Genomic DNA, 23,545 nt, shown 5'->3' on the forward strand with positions numbered 1-23,545 from the left:
GAAATACATATAGTAATGAATGAAGCTTTGTTTTTGTGGATTAGCCATTCGAGGTCAGCCCCTTTGTAGATATAAAAAATCTATATCAGCGTAGTTAGTTCAACCCTCATAACACGATCCGTATCAAAAAATCGTATAGCTGCCCACATTGGATTTCCAATATCATCACGAATAAATTCTTCAATGGTTCCCTCTCTAAATTGACTCTCTGATTCCGCCTTGTTGCTTGTTTCCATTTTGCAAATCGTTCCCACTTTGAGTGTCACACTCTGCGTTTTTACCCCATGTTCGAATTTTTGGACTTCGCATTCTGTTATCTGTCCATTTCTTTCTTTAAAGTTCGTGTTATAAAAAATATCCATCTATTGTTCTTCCTTTCATTGGTTGATGTGGACAACATATAATTCTTTGCCTATAAACTCTATTCATCACTCTAATGCGTCCCTGCCGACGCCTAGGGCCTCGGCAGGGAACCCCATTAAGAAGCCTTTTAAAAAGTAATACGCGAGCTAGTATTCTCATTCTCGGGATGAATAGATTTTATTACTCTACTCCAATACCTAAATGTGGATCATATTCTTTATCGAATACTGTTACTGGGCGAATATGTACAATTTCTTCCTTATTTACAATTGTAACTCTATTCAATCGAGTTCTTAGAATAAACACTGCATCAAATGCACCCATCCTCATTTTTCTCTGAATTTCCAAGATTTCTTCTATCTGAGCATCCGTTGGTTGAGTAGATACCCCAATGAGCCTATGTCCTTCACTTGTTTCAAATAACATCTCTCTCATATAAAGACTCCCTTCTCTTCGTCTAAATCTAAATACTCCCATTCCGCATCATCTAAATCTAATTTCTCTAAAATTGCCCACCTGGTATCGTACAGGTCGACACCCTTTCCCAATGCTTCGTAATGCTTTATTAGATGCTTCGCCCTACTATGTACGTCTTTGTCACTAAGTAAAGAAAAATCAAGACGTGAAAAATCATGGTAGGCTAAAATAAGCAGTTCAAGCTCAAATTCATAATTTAGATCCAACATTGTTTCAAAAAAAATCGCTTGCTCCCTCGATAATTGAATAATAATTTTCAATCCTCCATTCTCATATGACTGTTGTTCATCTCATGGAATGTTTTACAAACCAAACACCAAATCAGATGTGTTCCTACTTCATATGCTTTTGACGACCTCTCTTTTTCTTAGCCATCTGTTACCTCCAAATCACCACTACTGATTTTTAACGCTGTCTCAAATTTCCTTGCTGCGTCTTTTTGCATGTCACTTGTCACATGACTATATACATTCATCGTCATTGCTGCGTTTGAGTGTCCTAGACGCTCTGAAACGATTTTGACATGCTCCCCGAGCTTCAAGAGAATCGTTGCGTGAGTATGCCTAGTATCATGGAAACGGATTTTTGGTACACTCGCCTTCTGTATCATTCGTCGAAAATGCCCTGTTAGACTTCGTGGATTAATTGGTTGACCAATTTCATTTGCAGCTATCAAGTCATAATCTTCGTATGCACTCCCCATTTCTCTTTTGTGTATCTCCTGTTGTAAACGATAAGACTCTAATACCCCGACCACAGTGTCAGGTATGGACACCAATCGATTTGAACGGCTCGTTTTAGGCTCTAAGAAATGAAATTGCTGGTTAGAGTAATACAGCGTGTGGCAAACGCTAATTTTCCCCTGATTCAGATCGCAATCCTTCCAACGTAGTGATAATATCTCTCCCCTTCTAAGCCCTGTATACAAAGCTAATAAATACACAATGTAGTAGGTCTGGTTATCCTCTTTAGCCACTTCTAAAAAACGGACGGCTTCTTTAATTGACCACGTCCTTTGTTCTTTACGTCCGATCCTAGGAGGAACAGCAAGTGCTACTACATTTTTCATAATGTTCTGTAATCTGACTTGATAAGTAAAAAAACTCTTTAATATGGAATGCAGATACCGAATATATTCTGGAGACAGGCCTTCTTTCACCAACGTCAAATAGAACGATTGAATATGATCTGCTTGAACGTCTTTTAGTTTCAAATTACCCAATGCAGGGATTATTCGTTTCAATATTGCCTTAGAGTAGTTCTCATAAGTTGAGATACGCAAGGTTGACTGTAATATAGTCTGTAGCCATGCTTCCATAGCTTCCTGTACCGTCTTTTTACTCGGTTCCAGATAATCTCCCTTAGTTAGTTGCGTGATCAATTCAGCACACGCTTGTTCAGCCTCTCTCTTGGTTTTGAAACCGCCTTTTGTCTTCTGGTTTCTTGTGCCGTCCGGCTTTCTCCCAATATCCACTGTGAATGACCAATGACTACCGCGCTTGCGAAAGTAACCTTTCATGACCTACTCCTTCTAGGTATATTGCTCATTTAACCATTTGAACAAAGCTTCTCTTGTAACTCGCTTGCATCGACCTATGCGAATTAACGGAAAACCCGATTTCTCCATGATTTCATAAGCCACTCTTTTGGAAACACCGATGATTTCAGCAATATGAGTCGCAGTTAAAACCAAAGGATATTCATCAACTGTTGTCGTTTTATTGCTCATTGATTTTTCCTCCAAATCTGTATATGCTAGTCATTGAATAAGAATTTTTTTCTTCTACGTTCTTTCTCTTCTTGGAAAGACGTATTTTTTTTATCTAAACCAATCTCAGTCCAGGTTTGAAACAGCTTAGCAGTGTCTTCAATAGAATCGTGGTTTCCTATGGCAGCTATTGAAAGTAATATCCCTCTACCTTGATCTAATAACTGCTTTAAACTACCTTGTTTCACAAGTTCTCTGGTCAACGGCGAGGCTTCATATTCCATTCCAGCCCTTTGAATTACACTCCACTTCCGTTTTATTTTCCAGCGTGAAACATTGTCTTGTGATGGCTGCCTTATCGTAAACCATTCACGTGTCAGATAAGCCCACAAACCACTCTCCTTTTCCAATAAATCTTCAATAGTGTGTATCGCAAACTCTTTTAACACCTCCCTCCGTAATTGAAATTCTACTCTCCAGACATCTTTATCCTCGTTCCAACCATACTCTCGCCAAATTTGTTTAAACCAGTCCTTCCCTGACTTTTTAATTTCCAACGTTTTATTGTAGATTCGTGCGAGCAATGGACCACCTGTACCAACTCTGAAGCCACTGAACTTTCGCCCGTCCATGTGTTCTCCACTAACAAAGCAATCTTCCTTTTTCCTCGCTCTAGTTATCACCCCTTTGGAATCGATTTGTTTAAATGTTACCAAATCGCTATCGGCGCATATATCGGCACGTGAGACTTGATTTCGATAGTAGGAATCCGTCAACGATTCAAACCATCCTGCAAAGTTTTTGTAAGCACCAGCCAAACCAAACGACCATATGTAACCTGATGAAAAATGAACAAAAACAGGAGGATTCGTTTTCAATTCCTTATCGGCGAAAAAAATGGTAAAGTCATCACAAGACAATCTGTATGAATAGAATCGTTTACCCGTACGATGAACGGTTAATGAAACATTGTTCAAAAATATAGTCCTCTCTACTCCTGTCTCTTGTGCCTCCTCCTTAAAATTTTTAAACATGTCTAAATGCGGCCTGAGACTAGATTCGTAGCTTTCAACATTCAAACCAAATTCAAGAGTGTCAAAACCTTTTAAGATCAATACTTCTACCACCTTTGTGCTGTAATTTGAGGGGCGCATGTTATCTTGGTGCGCCCTAGGCGAGAGGCTAACGCCTCAGTCTTGACATGGAGCCTCTACGAGTGTGCAGGACAAGGCTTAGCGGTCAAGCCAAGTGCGGGCTTGTCCGCTAAACCAGCCTGGCACATCTCGCATCTCCTTATCAAGACCGAAGCCACCATTCCGCTTCGCTCCATGCTGGTATCGGCTTCGCTACTTCGCTGCTTGCCGGGCTTGCGCGATCTTTGAAAGAATCCTTTTTTCAAACTGAATTTGAATGGCTCTTGATTTTGCTAACATTTGGAGATAGTTCTCAATTTCACTGTAGAAAATATCTGAAGAAGAATTAGACTTGTTCTGTATATCAATCACCTCTTTTGTAATTAGAATTCAAGTTTTGATTTTTTATTACAACAAAAAGGTATAACAAACCAAGGCTACTGTCAATACTTTTATGTAATTAGAAATCATGTTATGAGTTTTTATAACAAAGTCTAAATAGAAGGAGTTTATTATGGGTTATAGTGAAATGCTTAGTAAAATGATCGAGGAAAGTGGCTTAACGTTGAAAGTGATTGCAGAAAAATGTAATGAATTCGGTGTAAAAATTGACCAGTCATATATTAGTAAACTAAAAACCGGAAAATTACCTCCAGCTTCGGATGAAGTTAATGAAGCAATTGCAAAAGTATGTGATTCTTCAATGATTGAGGAGCTTTTATACGAGGCTTATTTGGAGAAAGCACCAGATTATATTAGTACTTTTATCAAAAACCTAGTAAAAACAACCAAAGAAATAATAGTTACTAGCTATAGAAATAAGGTTAGTGAAAAAGAATATGCAATGTTAGAAGTGTATTATAATCAGTTATCAGACTTAAAGTTTTCGAAGCACCTCAGTCAACACACTTATAATTCAGGGTTGAACATAGGATTACCAAACGAAGTTGCGCTTAATGAAGAACATGAAGGTGAGAGCATTACTCCGAACGAATATATCCTAGAAATGGAAGATGATTCGATGGAGCCAACGATTCCTAAGGGTTCTATTGTGCGTTGTGACAAAACTGCTCAAATCAAACCCGGAGATATTGTTGTTGCCGTATCTAGATTTGACAAATCTGAGGGTTTTATTAAAAGGTATTATCCAATGGACTACGAACCAGGGTTTGACCCTGGAATTGATCGGGAAATAATTTTTACCAGTGATAACCCTAATTACAAACCGATTATAGAAACCATTATTGACGTTGAAATTGTAAGTAAAGTTATTTCAATCACCTCTACCACAAATCTACAATTATAGGTGGCACTAAGCACTAAGTAGAACTGTATAACTATTTCCATACAAGTTGGGCGCGTGGGAAAGCCCTCGCGCCATCTTATTGCGTTACGCTTTACTATCTTGTAAGGCATTCTGCTTCTCCCTGCTCCAATCACTTTCATCACAACACAACCGTATATGAATGTTTCATACTGTTTCTATAACAGGGAGAAGTTTACTAACAGGATTAAGTGTTTTTTGTAATTCTTCTCTAAAGTGGTGACACCATATATTTAAAAATGCTGTTCTCACTGTTTCTTCCGAGATTAGGCTTAGCTTCATGCCAAGCTGGTTGAACAATAAATGATAATCCCTGTTTGTTGTCCTTACACCCTCCATTTGTCTCTTTAATTCGTTCTGTTTATTGGTGTCCCACCCCAATGCAATACATAACATAGCACCGACATCTGAGAATGCATTATTAATTGAATCATACACATACTCTTCCGGATAGTAGCCAGGTAATCTGAATACCTTCTCTAATTCTGACTCAGACTGTGACGAATCTCCGTCAATCAAGCAAACTGAAGGAGCTTTTTGTCCTGGATTTTGATTGTTAAATTTATTGATTTGAACAGCGTTTCCGTCTCCACCGATATAATGAACTTCAATAGATTGCAGGTCTGCACCATAATACCTCAGCATAGATTCAACCCACAGTTTGGTAAACTCGTCCTCAGTATAAATAATCAATCGAGTTTCCAGAGTATGACGCAATTCTCTCAACGAAGAAATTTTTAGCCTGCCTTGAGTTAGTTTACCGTTTAAAGAAGCCCATATGGCTTCTCCTGGTAAAGGCAGTAAAGCATAGTCAGAGTGTGTCGTGAATATAGTTTGTATTTTCAGTCTAGTTGCTGCTTCAATAAGATACTCAACCAGTCGAACAGAAGCAATTGGATGAAGTCCGTTTTCGATTTCTTCAATTAACACGAGAGAATTTTCCTCTGCGGCTTCGATTTGCATGATTAGCCGAATTATGCTGGACTCGCCAGCTCCGAAATGGAATTCCGAAAACTCACTACCAGAGTCGCTTAGGCCGGTAAGCAAGGAAACCTTGCCTTTATTGTCAACTTGAATGCGTTGATAACCGGCAACACTTTTCCCAAGGATTTTTTCAACAGCTTCTAATACGGACTTAGCAAACGTTGAAATTTGAGCTTCCTTCACAGTAAATTTGTTTGTGGCACACTTCTTAAGCTCGGTACGTTCCACGGCGGGTACAGTTCTGGCCACCCCCATAACGATGACCTTCCTGCTAAGAAATTTATCTCGTTTCCACTTAAGATCTTTGAAGGCGGCGGTTCTTCGAATTGAATCTGATTTTGATGAAAAAACCTTCTTATCTACCAATTCGTATTCGATTTTCCAGTTCGCCATACTGTTATCAAACTTCCCGCTTTTCGTGAAAAATGTTCCAGGCTTTACTTCCTTATACGCTAAAGCAGCCGCACCAAGCACCGTGGTTTTTCCTCCGCCATTAGGAGCTACAAGAGCCGTTACAGGAAAATCGAAAGTGATTTTTTGATCTTTAAATTGTCTTAGATTAGATAAATTGATCGAATACAAGTATTTTCCGTAGTTTTTCTTTTTTACTTTCTCTAATAGCCCATTTTTCTCGCTGTCTCTTATTTCACTATAGTACAAAGTTAACAACCTCCGTCTGAATTAAATATTCTGGGATATTATACCACAGGAAATTCCATACATCTGGTAATAAAATACACATCTAGATGTATTGCGTAGTATGTAATATCATACAATTACAACATACTACACAATACAATATGGTAAGAGGCGCAGGGTAAAGCCCTCACGCCCTCTTATGCGTTACTTCATTTCAGTACGCAAGGCATCCCTATAAGTACCTGCTCCGATTCACTATCATCTCACATCCACTCAGATATTAGATTGTCAAGAGGATGACATTGACCACATTATTGACCACACAATTGCATTATTTAATATGATCATTGATAGGCTTGGATGAATTGCTGATGCAATTAGCTACACTATAGAGCACTTTAATAAAACATGTTCACCTAAAGTTACAGCAATCCCGAAACGGCGCATGTGGAGTCAGTGACGCTCTTGACGTTGAAATAGGTGTTAAAGAAAAGGCTAAATTCCCTTGATTAATGGGAGTTTAGCCTTTCTCATTTGAAATAGTAGATTTCTTTTTTGTCGCTTTTCGGATGTTTTGGAAATAATTTGGCGAAATAAGGTATTTTGAACTACTTAGCTACAAAATAGTTTCGTTTTTCAGGAGGTAAAAATGGGTAATCAGAAATACATCTCTACAACTGCACTCTAATGAAATTGGACATAACGAGCTATCTCTCTGAACTCTTAACGAACTTTATCATCAATACACCATCTTGCTGTTCGGCAGAATAACAATTTTCGTTTAAATTTTCAGTCGAATATTGATATTCGAGAATTGCATCTGCCATTTCTTGAGTGAATCTCCCCTTAAAATACGGTATATTTAGCTTAGTTCCAACTTGAAAATCTTCATCACAACAATTAATATCAATGTGTTCTATTATCGTTTTAACTGGATCGCTTAAATCAGCCCATTTTAAATTACATTGATTATTCACCACTTTCTTCCTCCTTAAAATTATCTTTTCATTACATCAGAAGTTAAGTCATAGGAGGTGAACCCCTCCTTTTAGACAGTCTACAGAAGTACAAGGCAAGGACAATTACAGGAGTTGTTTCCCCCTACATTTCAAAATTCTCCTTTCTAACAAGCTTTATGAACAGAACTTTTTATATAACAAAAAGAAGTGGGGCTATCACCACTAAAAAAAGATGATGATAGCCCACGTACTTGAATAAAAAACTATCCAAATTATTTACCACGATGCTTAGCTTTAGCTTTTTGAAGTCTTAATTCTCTTTTTCGTTCCTTCATTTCGTCTCTTTGCTGACGAGTGTATACTTTTTTCTCTTTTTTTCTCTTTTCATGCTCCAATCTCAAAGCCTCTTGAGCTTGACACTCCCCATGCCTAAAGGCGGGGGATTCTTGGGTAGTCACTCCTAGCGGAGTGAATTTTACCAAGCTATCCCTGTGTGTCCCACAGTTTAGTTGACTACGCCAACAATCGAAGTCCTTCTTGCTCGATATTGATCGCAGCGTTTTGGTCACGATCATGTTGTACGCCACAATGCGGGCATATCCAACTGCGCAAGTTGAGAATTTTCACTTCTTTGTTGCGGTATCCACAGTTTGGAGTTGAGCAGAGCTGGCTTGAAGGAAATTGTTTTCCAACAATAGAGACTTTTCTTCCATACCATTCTGCCTTATACTCCAACATCGTACGAAACATAGACCACGAAGCATCTGCAATGGATTTGGCTAACTTGTGATTTTTGACCATATTTTCCACTTGCAAGTCCTCCAAACAGATCACTTGGCTTTCGTTGATCAGCTTGGTTGACAGCTTATGTAGGAAATCGTTACGAGTATTTGCAATTTTTTCGTGGAGTATAGCTACTTTGGTACGCGCCTTGTTCCGGTTGTTGCTGCCTTTTTTTCTACGAGATTGAATCCGTTGCCACTTCGCCAGTTGTTTTTCATACTTGCGATAGTATTTTGGATTTGCCACCTTCTCACCAGTAGAGAGAATGGCGAAATCCTTGATTCCAAGGTCAACCCCAACTGTTCGTTCTACTTGTGGGAGTAATTTACACTCCGTTTCACACAATACGGATACAAAGTATTTACCTGAAGGATTGCATCTTATCGTAGCTGATAGGATTCGCCCTTCAACTTCTCTAGATTTAGCATACGATACCCATCCCAACTTAGGAAGTTTGATGCGATTCCCTTCTATTTTGATGTTCATCTTGCATGTATAGGATTGCTTTGGGTTCTTCTTGCTCTTGAATTTGGGATAACCTTTTTTCTCCTTGAAAAACTTTTTGTAGGAGGAATCCAAATCTTTTAAGGTTGATTGCAGGGCAGTGGAGTCCACTTCTTTCAACCATTCGATTTCTTTTTTTAGTTGTGTAAGCAAAGCAGAACAGTCGTTGTAATTCAACGTTTTGTTTTCTTGTTCGTAAGCATCTTTTCGTTTCGCAAGAAAGTGATTGAATACAAAGCGAGTACATCCAATTGTCTTGTTGATGAGTGTTGCTTGTTCTTTGTTTGGATACAATCGGAATTTGTAGGCTCTATGCAAGCTCAATCATTCCTTTCTTTTTGAGACTCAATGTAGTTCTTGATCACATCGAGTTGCACCGTGCCAACCGTTGCTACAAAGTAGGAGTTTGTCCATAGCGAGGGAAGTCTACTTTTGAGATGTCTAAATTCCATCCGCAACACTCTAGAGGTATAGCCCTTCAAATGTTTTACGACTCGGTGGATTCCGAATTGCGGATCGCATTTGATGAGCAAATGAACATGATCAGGCATGATTTCCATTTCAACAACTTCCGCACGTAGTTCCACTGCCTTTTCAAGAAACAACTCTTTTAATCGAATGTCTACTGGCTCTATCAAAACCTTTTTACGATACTTCGGACAAAAAACAACGTGATATTTACAGTCAAATACGACATTGTGGTTACTTTCCACTGATCTATTCAAAACCGTCACCCATGGTTAATTATACCACTTCGTTAGATAGAGGAAATATCTAACAAAAAAAAGAACTATTTTCGTTTGCTCTTAGCACCCCCTACAGGGGATGCAGAGCAAAGTGCCTTATATCCCCATAGCTAAAGCAAGGGGTTTTACGGCACGAGTGATAAAGATAATTTATCAAGTTATGATATGATAGCGAAGTATTTACCGGTCTTTCATTTCAAAAAGCTTGTCGATACAATTAGAGCTGATAGCATAGACACATACGAAGATAACGTAAACTTTCAAGTGAGCAGCGAGGTTTGTGGTGGTATGTTACTTTGTGCTACTTACGGAACAATCTATGCCAATAATGAGCTAGAAGTTACGCATAATTGTTAATAAAAGAGTAACTGCCGTAAATACTGGCAGAAGGCCTTGAGAACATAGGAGGATACATGTCCTGGAGCAAATTGAAGAAACAACTGGAGAGCTTTCTCTGTCCTGCGTTAGATGGAAGGGTCGAATACAGTGCAACCGCTTACCGTTATTTACCTGATAAAGCCGGAATTTGTTATATTGCCGTAGATAAAAAGAACATACTTAATATGAAAGATATAACTAGCTCAATTAAATGGTATCAGACGGAGCAGGAAATTAAGAATGATTCAGAAATCCAAATTCCTATCAACGATGAAGAAATGGAAGCAGTCAGAAAAGATACCAAGGGGACCGTTCCGGAGGATCGTCTAAAAGTAATTGCAAGAAATAGAAAAATCTCTGAATATGCTAAGGAGCTTTTGTCAGCACAGTCATCATTAAGTAAATCAAATTTTATCGTTGTTGCTAATCAATTTTTATCTACTTCGATAGAGGAAAGCATAGAGAGCAATGATATCTTATTGAATATTCTAGCCTTGGTGGACAGAAGGATTGGAAAAAAGAGGATTTTAAATATGTCCGAGAAGATGAAGTTAAAGCATCCAATTGTGCAGTATTTCTATGAATTACGGCTTAGTACATTATGAACCGAAGACCATGAGTATCTGAATAAAAAAGGAAAGCACCCAAGCGTGAATGCTCTCGTGCTTTCCTATCAAACCAAACTGTTAGGAGGGAAAGTAGCCCTTTTTAAATAATTCGTACCACTGATTCAATTCATCGCCTTCTAATACGCCCAACCTCTCCAAGATATGTCTTGAAAACTCCAATGCACCGCTTCCATTCGCAGTGATGAGATTCTCGTCCCAGATTGACTGACCCTCTACATAATGTTGATCTCCTCTGTAGTTCGGAGCCCCTTCCTTCAAATAAGCTAACGTATTGCCTGTATGTTTATGATTGTCCAAAAATCCGTGATTCCCCAAAAAAGTCGTAGCATCACAGATGGCAGCGACAGGAATATTCTTGTTCACACAATAATCAACTACTACTTTTGCGTGCTGATTCTTTTCTTCTCTCCATCCCGTTCCTCCAGGGATAATTAACATGGCGATATCCACATTCGGATTGAATTCGCTTACGCTATAATCTGGAAGGACCGTTAACCCACCCATCGAAACTTTAGGTTCCTGATCAATAGCGATTGTCTTTACACGATATCCTGTTCCTGGCTTGTTCAGCTCTGAACTGACGTAACTTGCCTCCCAATCAGCAAAACCATCCGTAATAAAAATCAACACTTCCTTCAAAGTGATTCCCTCCCTGTAACTTCATGTACAAATGAATTGTAAAACAACTTCACTGACAGTTATGGTCAGGAAAGAAAACGGAAATCACATGAACAATGAACAAATTGAAGCGATCAAGCCGGAAACAAAAAACGTAATACCATCACGACAATAATGCCTGCGAGAACAGTTACCAATAAACTACGTGTTTTTATCGCTATGAAAAAGGTGGGTATGGCTGCTAAAAGTTCAACATGATTCGTAGAAAAAGAAATATTTTCACCATTTTTAAATATCTCTTGCGCTACTAGAGCAGCCATAACAGATATGGGGACATAGCTTAACCATCTTGTTGCCCACTCTGGCAATTGAAAACGACTCAGTACCATAAGAGGAAGGACTCTAGGGATGAATGTAACAATAGCTGTTCCTACAATGATCAAAAAAACATCCCATCTTACTTCCATTTTTCCATCACCATCCCTATCGTTGAAGCAAAAATTGTAGCAACAATAACTCCCATACTGCTAGACAACACTGAACTGGCTCCCACAGCAATAACAACTGCGATTATCGCAACAACCACATCACGTGCAATTTTTTTGCGACTTAACATCGAAAGTACCAGAAGTCCAATAAACATCGCTGTCAAAGCAAAATCCAAACCTAATCTTTCAGGATTTGAAATCCATTGCCCCAAGAATGCTCCGGCTATATTGGCTGCGCACCAGTTTAGATAAGCCGTTATATTTAGACCGTGCATCCATTTTTCACTAATGTAATTCTTTTTTGCAGCTTCGTTGATCGCAACACCAAACGACTCATCGGTAAGTAGTGACCCTACCAGCATGTTTCTAAGCGGAGAAAGATGTCGAAAATATGGTGCCAGGGCTGCACTAAGTAAAAGATGCCGAAGATTAACAAAGAAAATGGTAATAATAATGGTAGTAATCGAACTGCTTGCTACCATCATTCCGGCAGCGATAAATTGGGCGGAGCCAGCATAAAGAATTAAACTCATCAGGGCTATTTCAGCTATACTCAGACCCGCTGTCCTTTCGATAACACCAGCAGCAAATCCAATACTTAAATAACCGAGTAACGTAGGGACACAATCCTTTACACCTTGGAGAAAAGTATCCTTATCTCTTGAATCTGCCACCGTTTCGATTTGGTCATTTGCCAGTCCCATTTTATCCCTCCTTCGTCTTATTTACATTCAGGACGTTATTGTGATAACTACTATGAAAAAGTGAAAGAAAATACGGTTCAAATTACTTGAACCGTTTTCCTGTAACCACGTGGAACAGGTCAGGATGGTTAATCCAGACAGCTTCGGCTTTCTCGGGGCCAACTTCCTTAACTAATTGCGCAAACATAATGTCGTGCCTGATGTACTCCACTGCTACTAATACAAGTGCTGGGTCTTGTGTTTTTATCGCCCATGCAGCGGTATTTGGAGCGAAATTTGCTATTAATACTTCTTCATTGTCCCGGGAGACAATAGTTAAACGACCACTCATACGTTCCTCTGCTACTTTCGGAGACATGTAATCATGATGAGTGGTTGCCCCTAACTCCGTATCGGGTGCTCCAAACAACATAGAAAATACAGGAACACCTTCTTTTACCCGCTTATCTACGTCCTGTTTAATAAAAGAAATCTGTGGTTGCCAAATCGATAACCATAGTTCTTCTCGGGCTTTGTTTATCATATCGACCATTTCTGTGATAACCAACTCATCGGTACTAATGCGTCGAACTACGTCTACTTGCTGTTCACTTTCTAATGCAGATAGATTTTTTTCAAGATAATCAAATGATTGCTCGAAGGAATTACGTAATCGCGTGATTAATTCTTTTGCTGGCAAAGGAGAGTAGGTCAGAGGTTCAGACGGTACCGTATAAACTGCTCCTTTATCTAACAATTTCCCCAATACCTCATAAATCATGGAACGCGGTACACCCGATCTTTTACTAATTTCATATCCAGTTATGGGAGACTGCTTTAAAAGCCCGATATATGCTTTGCACTCATATTGTGAGAATCCCAATTTCTGAAGCTCTTTATAGATTTCATCCAAAGAAAGCCAGCACCTTTCATGCTTACCTTTAGTCTTTCGTGGTTATGATAATAACCTCTACGTTTTATGGTAGTTATTATAATAATCACTAATAATCTCGTCAATCATTTTCATGATACTTTGAGAGAAAACAACGAAAGAAGGGTTATACGATGGATGTAAAGATGGTCATGCAAGAGCTTGAAGCTCTCGGCAAGGAACGAACCAAAAAAATTTATCTATCCAATGGCGCTCACGAACCACTTTTTGGCGTGGCTACAGGCGCTATGAAGCCCATGGCGAGAAAAATCAAGATCAATCAACCCTTGGCTGAGCAGCTTTACGCTACCGGGAACTACGACGCCATGTACTTTGCTGGTGTGATCGCAGACCCAAAAGCAATGACCAAGGCGGATTTTAATCGGTGGATGGATTCCGCCTATTTTTATATGCTGTCCGATTATGTGGTTGCCGTAACCTTATCGGAAGCAGATATTGCCCAAGAAGTTGCCGATCAATGGATCACAAGCGGCGAAGAGCTCAGAATGTCTGCGGGCTGGAGCTGTTACTGCTGGCTTTTGGGTAATCGCCCCGATCATGAATTTTCTGAAACCAAACTTAGCAATATGCTTGAAACTGTGAAAAAAACGATTCACGATGCTCCCGAACGCACGAAATACGCTATGAATCAATTTATTTACACCGTGGGAACCTCCTATTTGCCACTCCACGATAAGGCGGTCGAAATCGCGAAGGAAGTAGGTCCAGTAGAAGTCCAAAAAGACAAAGCAAAAAGCAAGTTCCTAAACGCTTTCGATCATATTCAAAAGGCAGTAAGTAAAGGTCAGCTTGGCTTCAAACGGAAACATGTGAGGTGTTAACAGCGCGAACAAACTCCTTCTGGAGACCGAGGTCAAAATACATCGACTGCGGGATGTAACCACTCCCCATTGGTATATTATGGTAGGTAAGCTTCGAAATTAAGATACGAGGAGATGATAATCCGTGAAGACGTTAATCGAATTCAAAAAAGTAACGAAAGAATACAAAATCGGAGAAGTGCCAATCAAGGCGCTTAATGGTGTTGATTTTTCCATAGCGGAGGGAGAATTCGTCGTTATTTTGGGTGCAAGTGGCGCTGGTAAAAGTACGATTTTGAATTTGCTAGGCGGAATGGATACGGCTACCTCAGGTCAAGTATTTGTTGGCGACCAAGAAATCACCACATTCAACGAAAAAAAATTAACGCAATTCCGCGGTGAGAAAGTTGGCTTTGTCTTTCAATTCTATAACTTAATTCCGAATTTAAACGCTCTCGAAAATGTTGAATTTGCCACAGAGGTATGCAAAAACCATCTGGATGCGAAAGAGATTTTACATAAAGTTGGATTACAAAATCGCATGAAGAACTTCCCTTCTCAGCTCTCTGGTGGGGAACAACAAAGAGTTGCGATCGCGAGAGCTGTTGCCAAAAATCCTTTGCTTTTACTTTGTGATGAACCAACCGGAGCATTGGATTATGTAACAGGTAAGTCCGTCTTAAAGCTTCTCCAGGATTTGAACAAAGAAACGAAAAAATGCGTCGTATTGGTCACACATAATTCCGCCATTGCTCCAATGGCTGACAAGGTTATTAAGGTGAAAAGCGGAATGATTGAAAGCGTTACCATTAATCAGGAAAAGCAAAGTGTGGAAGGGATTGAGTGGTGATCATGAAATTATTTTTAAAAATAGGAAGGGATATCAAACAATCAATCGGGCAATTTATCGCCTTTGTTTTGGTTATCGCAGTAGGAGCCTTTTTCTATGGAGGGCTCGTAACTTATAGCAATAATCTTAGTACTTATACAGAAGGTTATTTTCAAGAACATAACATAAGCGACCTGTATGTATTTTACAATCAAATCTCCCAAAATGATGTCGCTGTTTTAAGTGAAATAGAAGGCATTAAAAAAATAGAAGCACGTTATACCTTTGATGCCACGCAAGCCTTTAAAGGCGAAAAAGCTACATTGAAGATTCATTCCATCCCTGTCAAAAACGAGATTAACACCATTACTCTGATTGAGGGCAAAATCCCGTCCAAAAAGAATGAGATAGTAGTAGATTCGCGTTATGCAAAAGAACATCTTTTTCAAGTCGGTGATGAGATCAGCATTCGTGCGAATGAAAGAAATTTTACATTTACCATTAGCGGCTTGGGTGAGAATGTCGAACATGCCAAAAAGAACGAAATACAAGACCATAAAACCTACGGAGTCGCTTATATAGCCGAAGAGACCCTCTCTGAAATCTTAGGTGGCCTTTCTTATAATGAGATCATGATCGATGCTACAGAAGGTTACGATATAGACAAATTAGGTCAATCCATTGAAGCACAATCCAAGCACCTTCCTTATGTAAATCAAGTCAGGAAAGAACGGACTTTCAGCTATTCGAAAATGAATGAAACGATCCATAACAATAAATTGATGAGTATGGTTATCCCGTTCGTTCTCTTTTTGATTGTCGCCATTATCCTGTTTCTTACCATGTCGAGAATGATTGATTCTCAAAGAAACCAAGTAGGGATTATGAAGGCTTTAGGTGTCAAAAACAGAAGCATCATGTTTCATTACATGGGATACCCTGTGCTGGCTAGCATCATCGGCTCAATCATTGGTTGTGTGATTGCCGCACTCGTATTTGTTCCATTCGTAACGGCATCGAGTGCAAGAGCCTACTCTCTGCCTGGCATTACATACTCCCTTTCTTTTTACACTTTCATTCCTCCCATTATTTGCTCCAGTGCTTTTGGAATCCTGGCGTGTTACTTAAGTGGTAGAAGCATATTAAAAGAATGTGCGGCTCAGGCTATGCGTCCCAAACCGCCAAAAAAGATGAAAACGCTATTGATAGAAAGAATTCCAGGTATTTGGAGTCATATTTCCTATAGCTATAAACTCATCCTAAGAAACATTTTCCTAAATAAACAAAAAGCGATAGCGAGCTCCATTGGTGTTGTTGTAAGCACCGTCTTATTGATCACTGCTTTTGGTACTCAATCTGCCCTGCAAAAAGTAGCGAGTCAAATGGAAGAGGTTTATACGTATGATTTACGAGTAGATTATATGCTGGGAACATCTATTGATACGGTAAAGCTCCCCTCCGGGATAAAAAATGGTTATTCTTTATCCACCTTTCCTGTTGAATTCATAAAAGGTGATGAAAAAGATAATGCCACTCTCGTTGTTACTGAAAAAGAAAACACTCTCATTCATTTCTTTGACGAAAATAATAATCGGATCACGCTAGAAAATAATGGGGTGCTGGTACCGAAATCCTATGCCGACAAATATCATATTTCAGCAGGAGATACGATCCCTATCACGTTCAAAGCACCAGCGCTTCAAAACAAATCTGTAGATATGAAGGTTTTACATATATCTACGCAGTATTCGAATCCTTCGTTTTATCTCACACCAGACTATTTAAAGAGCTTTGGCATAGACTACAGCCCAACCTCGCTTTTCGTTGAAGCAAATAGCTCTGCAGATCTTATAAGTGTTCGTAACTTCTTTGAACAAGACCCTCATGTAGAAGCCCTTGCAGATAGAGATGATCTAAAGAAAACCGCGGAATATATTTTGAAACAAAACAATTTCGTATTTATTATGTTTATTGTTTGCGCCGTCATCCTCTCTTTTGGCGCGATATACTCGATCTCTTCCATCAACATTTATGAAAGGAATCGCGAGCTTGCAACCCTTAAGGTATTAGGCTATCAAAAACATAAAATAAACCGACTTATCTTTTTTGAAAACCTGATACTCACTACATTTGCGATCCTTGTAGCTTTACCGATAAGCAGTTACGTTTATTCCGTGATTGTCAAAGCACTGTCTAGTACCCATCAACAAATCCCGGATCAATTAACGATTCCTATCCTGTTGGTTTCTGTTATTCTTGCCTACTTGCTAACGATTCTGTCCAATTTGCTACTTCAAAGAAAAGTAACCAACATCAATATGATTGAATCATTAAAAGGGGTCGACTAAAATTACCGGCCAACTGCTTGTCTTTGCTCCAGTAGATTCAATAAATGTCTGATTTACTAGAAAATATAATTTTATCTGTTTAAATTACCCTCGGTTTCCATTACATTATATATATGACTAATATTTTACACTTACCAACAAAGGAGGATTTCTATGATTAACAAAAAATCCCTGAGCGCTATGTTCCTAGCTACGATGGTAGCAACAGGAGTCGTAAGCTATACAGTACCTACAGCAGCAGAAGCAAAGATAAGTGAATCTACAAGTCATCTAAATCTTTATCCAGCTGGAGTATTTGCTTACACACCAACACCAGAGGAAGAAGCGCAATGGGGTTACCGATGGGCCTTTTTGGATAAGGAACAGACTCTTAGAAAGTACGTTTATAAAGAACATGCATTGATGCAATACAATCAATATGGACCCGACTCTGATTGGAAAGGCTCCAACAAAGGAGTGTTTGCGTACAAACCAACGCCAGAGGAAGATGCACAATGGGGCTATCGTTGGGCATTTATCGATAAAGAAGGCAAGGTTCGAAAGTTTGTAAAGAAAGAGAATGCTGATTTGATTTATAAGCAGATTTTTGGGTGATTGCAAAAGGACGGAGCTGTCTTCTGACACTCTGTCCTTACTCGTTTCCACCTCAGCAGAATAGGCCATCATCCGTTTCCGTCCTGTACCTGTCTTCATACGATAAACAAAAACAGGGAGGAAACGAGGAATGCCCAAAAAAGCCTCGCTTTGTGAGCAGTTCTCCAGAATTATCAGGGGGCAATCCGGCTTTGCCGGCGGAAAATGCGTCGCGACCATCAATCGTAATCAAATCAAAGCGACCATTTTGGGGAAAAGATTTCGTGTGACGTCTTCATTTTCGTTCGAATCCTTGAATCCAAAAACGGGCAAAGCACTCTGTTTAGGGAGAGCTGCGTTCTTGCAGAAAGAAGTCAATCCATTCATTTCAGCCATCCGGAAGCAAGGCATAAGAGTCTCGTCCATCCGTAATGAATGGTTATTCGATCGTCCCCGCTTGATTTATGTAAATATGGAAGCAGTCGATAGACCTCTGGCTTTCGCAAGAAAAGTAAGGAGAGCATTGGATGCCATTCCTTCATGAGAATAGAAAGAAACGAGTCCTCTCTGTCACAGCAGGGAGGATTTTTCATCTATAGAACTAAACAGCTCCATCAGCTATAATGAAAAACAACCAAAAATAGGAATTTTAGTGAAAATCAGCACACACTCATACCTGTTACTAGGAAGGATTGATTCTCTTGGATACACAGATCATCGATATAGGCGTAAACCTGATGCACCGCTCCTTTCAACAAGACCGCGATGAAGTCGTTGCCAGAGCAGAGAAACAAGGAATATCCCCATTAATTTTGACAGGGACAAGCTTGAGAAACAGTATGGATGCCTCCCGATATGCGAGTCGCTCCAAAGGAAAACTGTACACTACGGCAGGTATTCATCCTCACGATGCAAAAAGCTGTGATGAATCGACGATCAAAAAATTAAGAGAACTCGCATCGCTTCCCCATGTGGTAGCGATTGGAGAGTGCGGGCTGGATTATAACCGTGACTTCTCCCCCCGTGATGTTCAAAGAAAGTGGTTCATCGAACAAATCTCCCTGGCCACAGAACTTCAACTGCCGTTGTTTTTGCATGAACGCGATGCTCATCTTGATTTTGTCTCAATTCTCAAAGAGCATCGTCAAACTATCAATCGTGCGGTTGTACACTGTTTTACCGGAACCTCCAAGGAATTGGAAGCCTATTTAGAAATGGACTTCCATATCGGGATTACGGGATGGATTTGTGATGAAAGACGTGGGAAACATCTTCGGGAGCTTGTCAAAAAGATTCCCTTGAACCGTTTGATGATTGAAACGGATGCGCCATTTTTAACTCCTCGTGATTTGCAAGAAAAGCCTGTGGATGGTCGGAATGAGCCAATGTATTTGAGGCATATATTGCACGCGGTCGCGGGGTGTATGGGACTAAGCCCTGAGAAAGTAGCCAGCGGTACTACCAAGACTGCGAAAGAATTTTTTAACGTATAGGTCTTCCTTTATTAATCAGCACATGTGGAAAATGTACCGGATGTTGATCACGAAGGACATATCATAGTTAGTTATTCGCAAGAGGGACTAGTGCCCTCTTTTGGTTTGAATATATATGTAATTTATTAGTATATTTGTAAAATAACAAATGAACCTAGTAATAATAAGGTGGTGTTCTATAGACAAATTTTGGGGGATCATACAATTCTTTAATCATCGTAAGAAAATGAGTGAGATGCCTGTTTAACTCAAGTATTTTAAGAAGGAAGGAGCATCATGATGAATATTTTTTCGTTAATCATAAAATTCTTTGGTATAGGTTTTATCATTTTAGGAGCTTTAAAAATGGTAGGGTTAATAACCATAGAGTTCAAAAATATTTTCAGCCTTTCGCTAGCTGGTTTTTTCTTTGTACTATTCGACTTTATTAGTCATTTTGTTGAAAAGTCAGATAAAAAAGCATTAACAAACACATTATCATATTTACGGGTAGCAACCCTTTTTTTATCAATAATGACTATAATAGTAGTTCCATTTTTCCCCATTAAATGGAATACTCCTTTTCTAAAAGTTATAACTGATTCACTAGTTTATTTAAGTTTAGGAATAGTAATTTACCTTATTGGTTCTAAGGATAGACACGGAAGCAAAATAAATACTTCTTCTGTAGAAAAATGAAACAAGCAGATCTGAGTTAATTACAGTGATCATTTTCTCTTCAAGAAGATATCGTCCGAACAGGTATAACTAAAACATTCCCTATAATGTGGATCAGGTATAATCAACAGATTCCAGCATGGGGTTGTTACCGATCGGTTTAAAACACGAATTGAAATCACTTTTATGGGCTAGAACCGCTATTGGAGTGGGACGCGACTAATCTGCGTTCCGCTTTTTTATTTACAACTCTATTCCATCCCCATGCTATGCTTTACGAAAGGTGATCCAAGTCGCAACCATCCTAATTATCGACGATGAAATTCCAATCAATGAGCTCAATAAAAGAAATCTACAAGCAGTGGAACATAGAAGTTGACGGATATGAGGTAGAGCAAAGACACCTGACTGATCTTCCGGGGTGTCTCATTCTTTTTCATGAAAGTGAAAGATTGTCAGCAGCTACTCCGTCTATACAGTGACAAGGAGGTGGAACACAGTGGATGATCATTCTGGTGCACGAATTGAGCAATGGTTTCTTACATACAGCCAGGATGTATATCGGTTTCTCGTCTATTACACGGGACGAACAGATATCGACGATCTGGTTCAAGAGACCTTTATTCGTGCCCTCAAAGCCATGCAGGAAACAGAGGTCGAGAATCCCAAAACATGGCTGTTTGCCATTGCACGAAACATAGCCATTGATGAAAGACGCAAAACAAAACTAATCAACTGGTTGCCGGATATCTTTTTACAACATTTCGTGTCGCACGACAAAACACCGGAAGAGTCGCTAATGTTAAATGAAAACAAGCGTCTGCTCTATGAAATGATCAATCAGTTAAAGTCTTCTTATCGGGACGTGTTGATACTCAGAGGGATCAAGAGATTATCAAGCAAGGAGACTGCAGAGGTTTTGGGATGGACAGAAGCCAAGGTCAATCTTACTTTGCATAGAGCAATAAAAGCGATTCAAAACAAAAGGCATGTTTCAATTGCGGAGGTGATGAACGATGCCATCACGTGATGAGCAGATCATTCTGGAGGAATTGAATCAATTCCCTGAGCAAATCCTTTCCCGAGAACGAAGCCAAACAATATTAAAGGGTGTGCGAGAAGAAGGAGGTAGACTTCAAAAAGTGAACAAACGAAGAATGTACTATGGATGGATGGCAAAAGGGCTGATCACCTGCGGCCTGTTACTCGGTTTTTTCTGGATAAAACCATTTTCTCCCCCGGCAGAATCAACGAGCAGTGCCGCTTTAACTCCCGAAGAGCAAAAGTATTTTACGGCTGCCCAGAAGGCAATCACTACGGCGACTGGCATTGAGAAGAACTTTGCTTTTGAAGAGATCGAGAAAAACGAAGAGTCCTTTTATGTACAGACAAAGGATCACGCAACATGGGTGCTTTTTAAGCCTGATACGGCAGAAGTTATTGCCCTCAAAGCAACTTTTTCCATCCATGAATTGACGGAGCCTTATCATAAATATGTAGAGACTGCACGTGAAGCCTATAGGGTTACGAAACAACCGGCTAATCTTGCAACAGCCGAATTTTATCAAAGAAAAAACTTTACCCAGCTTAGCTTTGATATGGAAGAAGATCAGAGTGTCAGTGTTAATCTATCCACAAACAAGGTCATTGATTATACCTTGAATTACAACCCCAAGGATGTGGATCAAAAGATTCTGGACATCGCGCAAAAAGCTTTGACACGCTTCTCTAATAAAAATGATCTCTCCTTCACCCTTGCAATCAAATCATCGGATGAGGAAGAAGATAGATGGACGTTTCACAACGAGCACGAGAGATATTCGGTGGAAGTCGGCGCACAAACAGGCCAAGTATATGATGTGAATGATATGAAGTATGTGACGGAGCAAATTATCGTCAAATCAATCGATGAAGCACTTCCCGTCACAAAGCCACTTATTCAAGATATTTTTGGCATAGACACCACTGGGTATAAGGCTTACGGCGGCAAGGATTGGGGCGGCTATATATTGAGAAGTGACACTCCTGGGAAACCACGTTTATCCATAAAGCTTTTTGACAGAGATGTTGGAACGATTTATGGGATCGGTATTGAACGGGATTGACTCGGGGGTGGTCACAGCAAAGGAGCAACGGGTTCTATAAATCGTATATGGAACCCGTTTTGTCAAACCCGAAGCCATGAAAATGACTGATTGGCCAGTCCACTTGTTAACAATATTTATGAATAACAGTGATAAGTAATGCTGAAACAATAAAAGCTACACCGCACAATCCTGCATAAAAATTATCCCCCATATATATAAAAAATCCACCCGCAACGACGCTTATAGGAAAAGTTAAATAAATAATAATACCTAAAACTGAAGTTAAATACAAAATTTTCCTAAAAATGTATCAGCACGATGAAAATACTCTTGAACAGTTTTATAGCCAAAATAAAAAGAACTGCCTACAACAACTAGTAATAACAATTGCAAAGAAATGATCCTCCTAAAACTATTATGAATTCCACAAAAAGCCATTATCCTATTTCCTTACCCATTACCACAGAAACCAAAACACATTTTTACTTTGGTTGTAGGAACTGGTAAACCCCCTTTACACTTAAAGGGGGTTTGGTATTTCTCTTACATTTCTATTTACACGTATTTCTTCTATTCGGATTCAAAATCAGCGCGTCATCTTCCAGCTCAAACAATTTATCCAATAGCGCATCCATGCCATGCTCCAATTTATATTCCATCTCTTCTTTATACAAAGGAAGTAAGAAATAGGCATGAATCTTGTTTCCGTCCTTGGTAGGAATGACACTGATTTCTTCTGATAGCTGAAACAGAACGACTCCATTTAAACCCGTGCCATCCGCATATGGTTCATATTCCTGATAATTCGGTATCGTATGCCCGTATCCCAACCATGTATTGTAGTGATGGGGAAACCGCGCCAGCATCTTCATCAGTCTGATTGGCCAGTAGTTATTTTCATCCTGTAGCGACTCTTGTGTCAGCTCCCAGGAAGCTGGCAAGAATATCATCAGTTCTGCTCGCTCGATATTCTCTTCCATCTGCTCCTGTATTTCATCCGGGATCGTCATCGGTAAATCACTCATCCCATTCGTATACAGAACCCAAAATGGCTCTTCTTCTGTAGGGCTCATCACATTCACATCAATATGGATCGTATCGGAAATAATCTCGTGAAAAACACTGCTTTCTCTTCCCGCAAATACTGTTTGAAAGTGGTTTCCGATTTCTTCTACATATTCCATTGGAGCTGGGGGTTCATACGTTGCCTGCTGGTCATATGTGTAAATGGTAGTGCCGTCCTTTGACTTTTCTCCGTTGTTCGTACCGCCGAATAGCTTTTTGAAAAAGTTCATCGCTGTTCCTTCCCTTCTTATCCTTCAGGTGCGTGGTCCTCTCTATTGTATCGGCATGAGATACATCCAACTTTTACCTTAACTTTTCATTTCTT

Annotated in this window: 28 protein-coding genes and 1 pseudogene; 13 read left to right on the forward strand and 16 right to left on the reverse strand. The window is 39.5% G+C overall.

The annotated features are described in order from the left end of the window. Positions 1 to 80 precede the first annotated feature (80 nt). The 6 genes from HP570_RS25785 to HP570_RS25810 form a co-directional block, all read right to left on the reverse strand. Positions 81 to 362 (reverse strand): hypothetical protein, encoded by a 282-nt coding sequence (locus HP570_RS25785; protein WP_173627592.1) that lies wholly within the window; start codon positions 360 to 362, stop codon positions 81 to 83. A gap of 181 nt (positions 363 to 543) precedes the next feature. After that, complete coding sequence (locus HP570_RS25790) at positions 544 to 798, reverse strand: hypothetical protein (RefSeq protein ID WP_137030629.1); 255 nt, start codon at positions 796 to 798, stop codon at positions 544 to 546. Next, a complete protein-coding gene (locus HP570_RS25795; RefSeq protein ID WP_173627593.1) occupies positions 795 to 1,100 on the reverse strand; it encodes a hypothetical protein in 306 nt (101 codons plus the stop codon). Before HP570_RS25795 ends, HP570_RS25790 begins: the two co-directional genes overlap by 4 nt. Before the next feature lie 107 nt (positions 1,101 to 1,207). Beyond that, complete coding sequence (locus tag HP570_RS25800; protein ID WP_173627594.1) at positions 1,208 to 2,359, reverse strand: site-specific integrase; 1,152 nt, start codon at positions 2,357 to 2,359, stop codon at positions 1,208 to 1,210. A 12-nt stretch (positions 2,360 to 2,371) separates the two neighbouring features. Then, positions 2,372 to 2,569, reverse strand: coding sequence for a helix-turn-helix domain-containing protein (locus tag HP570_RS25805; protein WP_064203026.1), 198 nt, complete (start codon positions 2,567 to 2,569; stop codon positions 2,372 to 2,374). A gap of 26 nt (positions 2,570 to 2,595) precedes the next feature. Next, complete coding sequence (locus tag HP570_RS25810; RefSeq protein WP_173627595.1) at positions 2,596 to 3,663, reverse strand: replication initiation factor; 1,068 nt, start codon at positions 3,661 to 3,663, stop codon at positions 2,596 to 2,598. An 81-nt stretch (positions 3,664 to 3,744) separates the two neighbouring features. Here HP570_RS25810 and HP570_RS25815 point away from each other — a divergent pair, with 81 nt between their 5' ends. Further along, positions 3,745 to 3,930, forward strand: a complete 186-nt coding sequence (locus HP570_RS25815; protein ID WP_173627596.1) for a hypothetical protein — start codon at positions 3,745 to 3,747, stop codon at positions 3,928 to 3,930. A 265-nt stretch (positions 3,931 to 4,195) separates the two neighbouring features. Further along, positions 4,196 to 4,987, forward strand: a complete 792-nt coding sequence (locus tag HP570_RS25820) for a LexA family transcriptional regulator (RefSeq protein ID WP_173627597.1) — start codon at positions 4,196 to 4,198, stop codon at positions 4,985 to 4,987. Positions 4,988 to 5,152: 165 nt separating this feature from the next. Here HP570_RS25820 and HP570_RS25825 read toward each other — a convergent pair whose 3' ends face one another. From HP570_RS25825 to tnpA, 5 genes are all read right to left on the reverse strand, one after another. Further along, a complete protein-coding gene (locus HP570_RS25825) occupies positions 5,153 to 6,649 on the reverse strand; it encodes an ATP-dependent nuclease (protein ID WP_173627598.1) in 1,497 nt (498 codons plus the stop codon). 686 nt (positions 6,650 to 7,335) lie between these two features. Continuing rightward, entirely contained in the window at positions 7,336 to 7,605 is a 270-nt protein-coding gene (locus HP570_RS25830; RefSeq protein ID WP_173627599.1) for a hypothetical protein, read from the reverse strand. Between the two features lie 254 nt (positions 7,606 to 7,859). Continuing rightward, positions 7,860 to 8,162 carry a DUF2992 family protein gene (locus tag HP570_RS29840; RefSeq protein WP_256436277.1) on the reverse strand — a complete coding sequence of 101 codons (303 nt, stop codon included), beginning with the start codon at positions 8,160 to 8,162 and terminating at the stop codon, positions 7,860 to 7,862. Next, positions 8,101 to 9,192: an IS200/IS605 family element RNA-guided endonuclease TnpB gene (gene tnpB / locus HP570_RS25840; protein ID WP_173627600.1), complete on the reverse strand. Its 1,092-nt coding sequence runs from the start codon at positions 9,190 to 9,192 to the stop codon at positions 8,101 to 8,103. Before tnpB ends, HP570_RS29840 begins: the two co-directional genes overlap by 62 nt. 2 nt (positions 9,193 to 9,194) lie before the next feature. Beyond that, entirely contained in the window at positions 9,195 to 9,599 is a 405-nt protein-coding gene (tnpA, locus tag HP570_RS25845; protein ID WP_173627601.1) for an IS200/IS605 family transposase, read from the reverse strand. Between the two features lie 156 nt (positions 9,600 to 9,755). Here tnpA and HP570_RS25850 point away from each other — a divergent pair. Both HP570_RS25850 and HP570_RS25855 read left to right on the forward strand, forming a co-directional pair. Next, positions 9,756 to 9,977: pseudogene (locus tag HP570_RS25850) on the forward strand (hypothetical protein); the annotation flags it as partial. Positions 9,978 to 10,033: 56 nt separating this feature from the next. Then, positions 10,034 to 10,603, forward strand: a complete 570-nt coding sequence (locus HP570_RS25855) for an SF0329 family protein (RefSeq protein WP_173627602.1) — start codon at positions 10,034 to 10,036, stop codon at positions 10,601 to 10,603. A gap of 81 nt (positions 10,604 to 10,684) precedes the next feature. Here the strand turns inward: HP570_RS25855 and HP570_RS25860 are convergent, their stop codons facing one another. The 4 genes from HP570_RS25860 to HP570_RS25875 form a co-directional block, all read right to left on the reverse strand. Beyond that, positions 10,685 to 11,266: a type 1 glutamine amidotransferase family protein gene (locus tag HP570_RS25860; protein ID WP_173627603.1), complete on the reverse strand. Its 582-nt coding sequence runs from the start codon at positions 11,264 to 11,266 to the stop codon at positions 10,685 to 10,687. Between the two features lie 113 nt (positions 11,267 to 11,379). Continuing rightward, a complete protein-coding gene (locus HP570_RS25865; protein ID WP_173605791.1) occupies positions 11,380 to 11,712 on the reverse strand; it encodes an AzlD domain-containing protein in 333 nt (110 codons plus the stop codon). Further along, on the reverse strand, positions 11,703 to 12,437 hold the full coding sequence (locus HP570_RS25870) for an AzlC family ABC transporter permease (RefSeq protein WP_012684715.1): 735 nt from the start codon (positions 12,435 to 12,437) through the stop codon (positions 11,703 to 11,705). Before HP570_RS25870 ends, HP570_RS25865 begins: the two co-directional genes overlap by 10 nt. Positions 12,438 to 12,519: 82 nt before the next feature. After that, positions 12,520 to 13,329: a TrmB family transcriptional regulator gene (locus HP570_RS25875; RefSeq protein WP_012684714.1), complete on the reverse strand. Its 810-nt coding sequence runs from the start codon at positions 13,327 to 13,329 to the stop codon at positions 12,520 to 12,522. Positions 13,330 to 13,481: 152 nt separating this feature from the next. Here HP570_RS25875 and HP570_RS25880 point away from each other — a divergent pair, with 152 nt between their 5' ends. The 9 genes from HP570_RS25880 to HP570_RS25920 all read left to right on the forward strand — a co-directional run bounded on the left by HP570_RS25880 (position 13,482) and on the right by HP570_RS25920 (position 22,173). Beyond that, entirely contained in the window at positions 13,482 to 14,189 is a 708-nt protein-coding gene (locus HP570_RS25880) for a DNA alkylation repair protein (protein ID WP_173627604.1), read from the forward strand. 124 nt (positions 14,190 to 14,313) lie between these two features. Continuing rightward, the gene (locus tag HP570_RS25885) at positions 14,314 to 15,018 is read left to right on the forward strand and encodes an ABC transporter ATP-binding protein (RefSeq protein WP_016738976.1); all 705 of its coding nucleotides are present in this window, start codon (positions 14,314 to 14,316) and stop codon (positions 15,016 to 15,018) included. A 2-nt stretch (positions 15,019 to 15,020) separates the two neighbouring features. Then, positions 15,021 to 17,345 (forward strand): ABC transporter permease, encoded by a 2,325-nt coding sequence (locus HP570_RS25890; RefSeq protein WP_173627628.1) that lies wholly within the window; start codon positions 15,021 to 15,023, stop codon positions 17,343 to 17,345. Positions 17,346 to 17,498: 153 nt separating this feature from the next. After that, positions 17,499 to 17,939, forward strand: a complete 441-nt coding sequence (locus HP570_RS25895) for a hypothetical protein (RefSeq protein ID WP_012684710.1) — start codon at positions 17,499 to 17,501, stop codon at positions 17,937 to 17,939. 130 nt (positions 17,940 to 18,069) lie between these two features. Then, the gene (locus HP570_RS25900; RefSeq protein ID WP_173627605.1) at positions 18,070 to 18,462 is read left to right on the forward strand and encodes a DUF1259 domain-containing protein; all 393 of its coding nucleotides are present in this window, start codon (positions 18,070 to 18,072) and stop codon (positions 18,460 to 18,462) included. A gap of 148 nt (positions 18,463 to 18,610) precedes the next feature. After that, positions 18,611 to 19,411 (forward strand): TatD family hydrolase, encoded by an 801-nt coding sequence (locus HP570_RS25905; protein ID WP_375138866.1) that lies wholly within the window; start codon positions 18,611 to 18,613, stop codon positions 19,409 to 19,411. Positions 19,412 to 19,687: 276 nt separating this feature from the next. After that, complete coding sequence (locus HP570_RS25910) at positions 19,688 to 20,089, forward strand: hypothetical protein (RefSeq protein WP_173627607.1); 402 nt, start codon at positions 19,688 to 19,690, stop codon at positions 20,087 to 20,089. A 478-nt stretch (positions 20,090 to 20,567) separates the two neighbouring features. Beyond that, entirely contained in the window at positions 20,568 to 21,098 is a 531-nt protein-coding gene (locus HP570_RS25915) for an RNA polymerase sigma factor (protein ID WP_173627608.1), read from the forward strand. Beyond that, positions 21,085 to 22,173 (forward strand): hypothetical protein, encoded by a 1,089-nt coding sequence (locus HP570_RS25920; RefSeq protein ID WP_173627609.1) that lies wholly within the window; start codon positions 21,085 to 21,087, stop codon positions 22,171 to 22,173. Before HP570_RS25915 ends, HP570_RS25920 begins: the two co-directional genes overlap by 14 nt. A gap of 533 nt (positions 22,174 to 22,706) precedes the next feature. On the opposite strand, the gene HP570_RS25925 is transcribed toward HP570_RS25920, so the two are convergent. Next, entirely contained in the window at positions 22,707 to 23,450 is a 744-nt protein-coding gene (locus HP570_RS25925; protein WP_041749266.1) for a suppressor of fused domain protein, read from the reverse strand. Positions 23,451 to 23,545: the final 95 nt, after the last annotated feature.

Source organism: Brevibacillus sp. RS1.1, assembly GCF_013284365.1.
Lineage (GTDB): Bacteria > Bacillota > Bacilli > Brevibacillales > Brevibacillaceae > Brevibacillus > Brevibacillus brevis_D.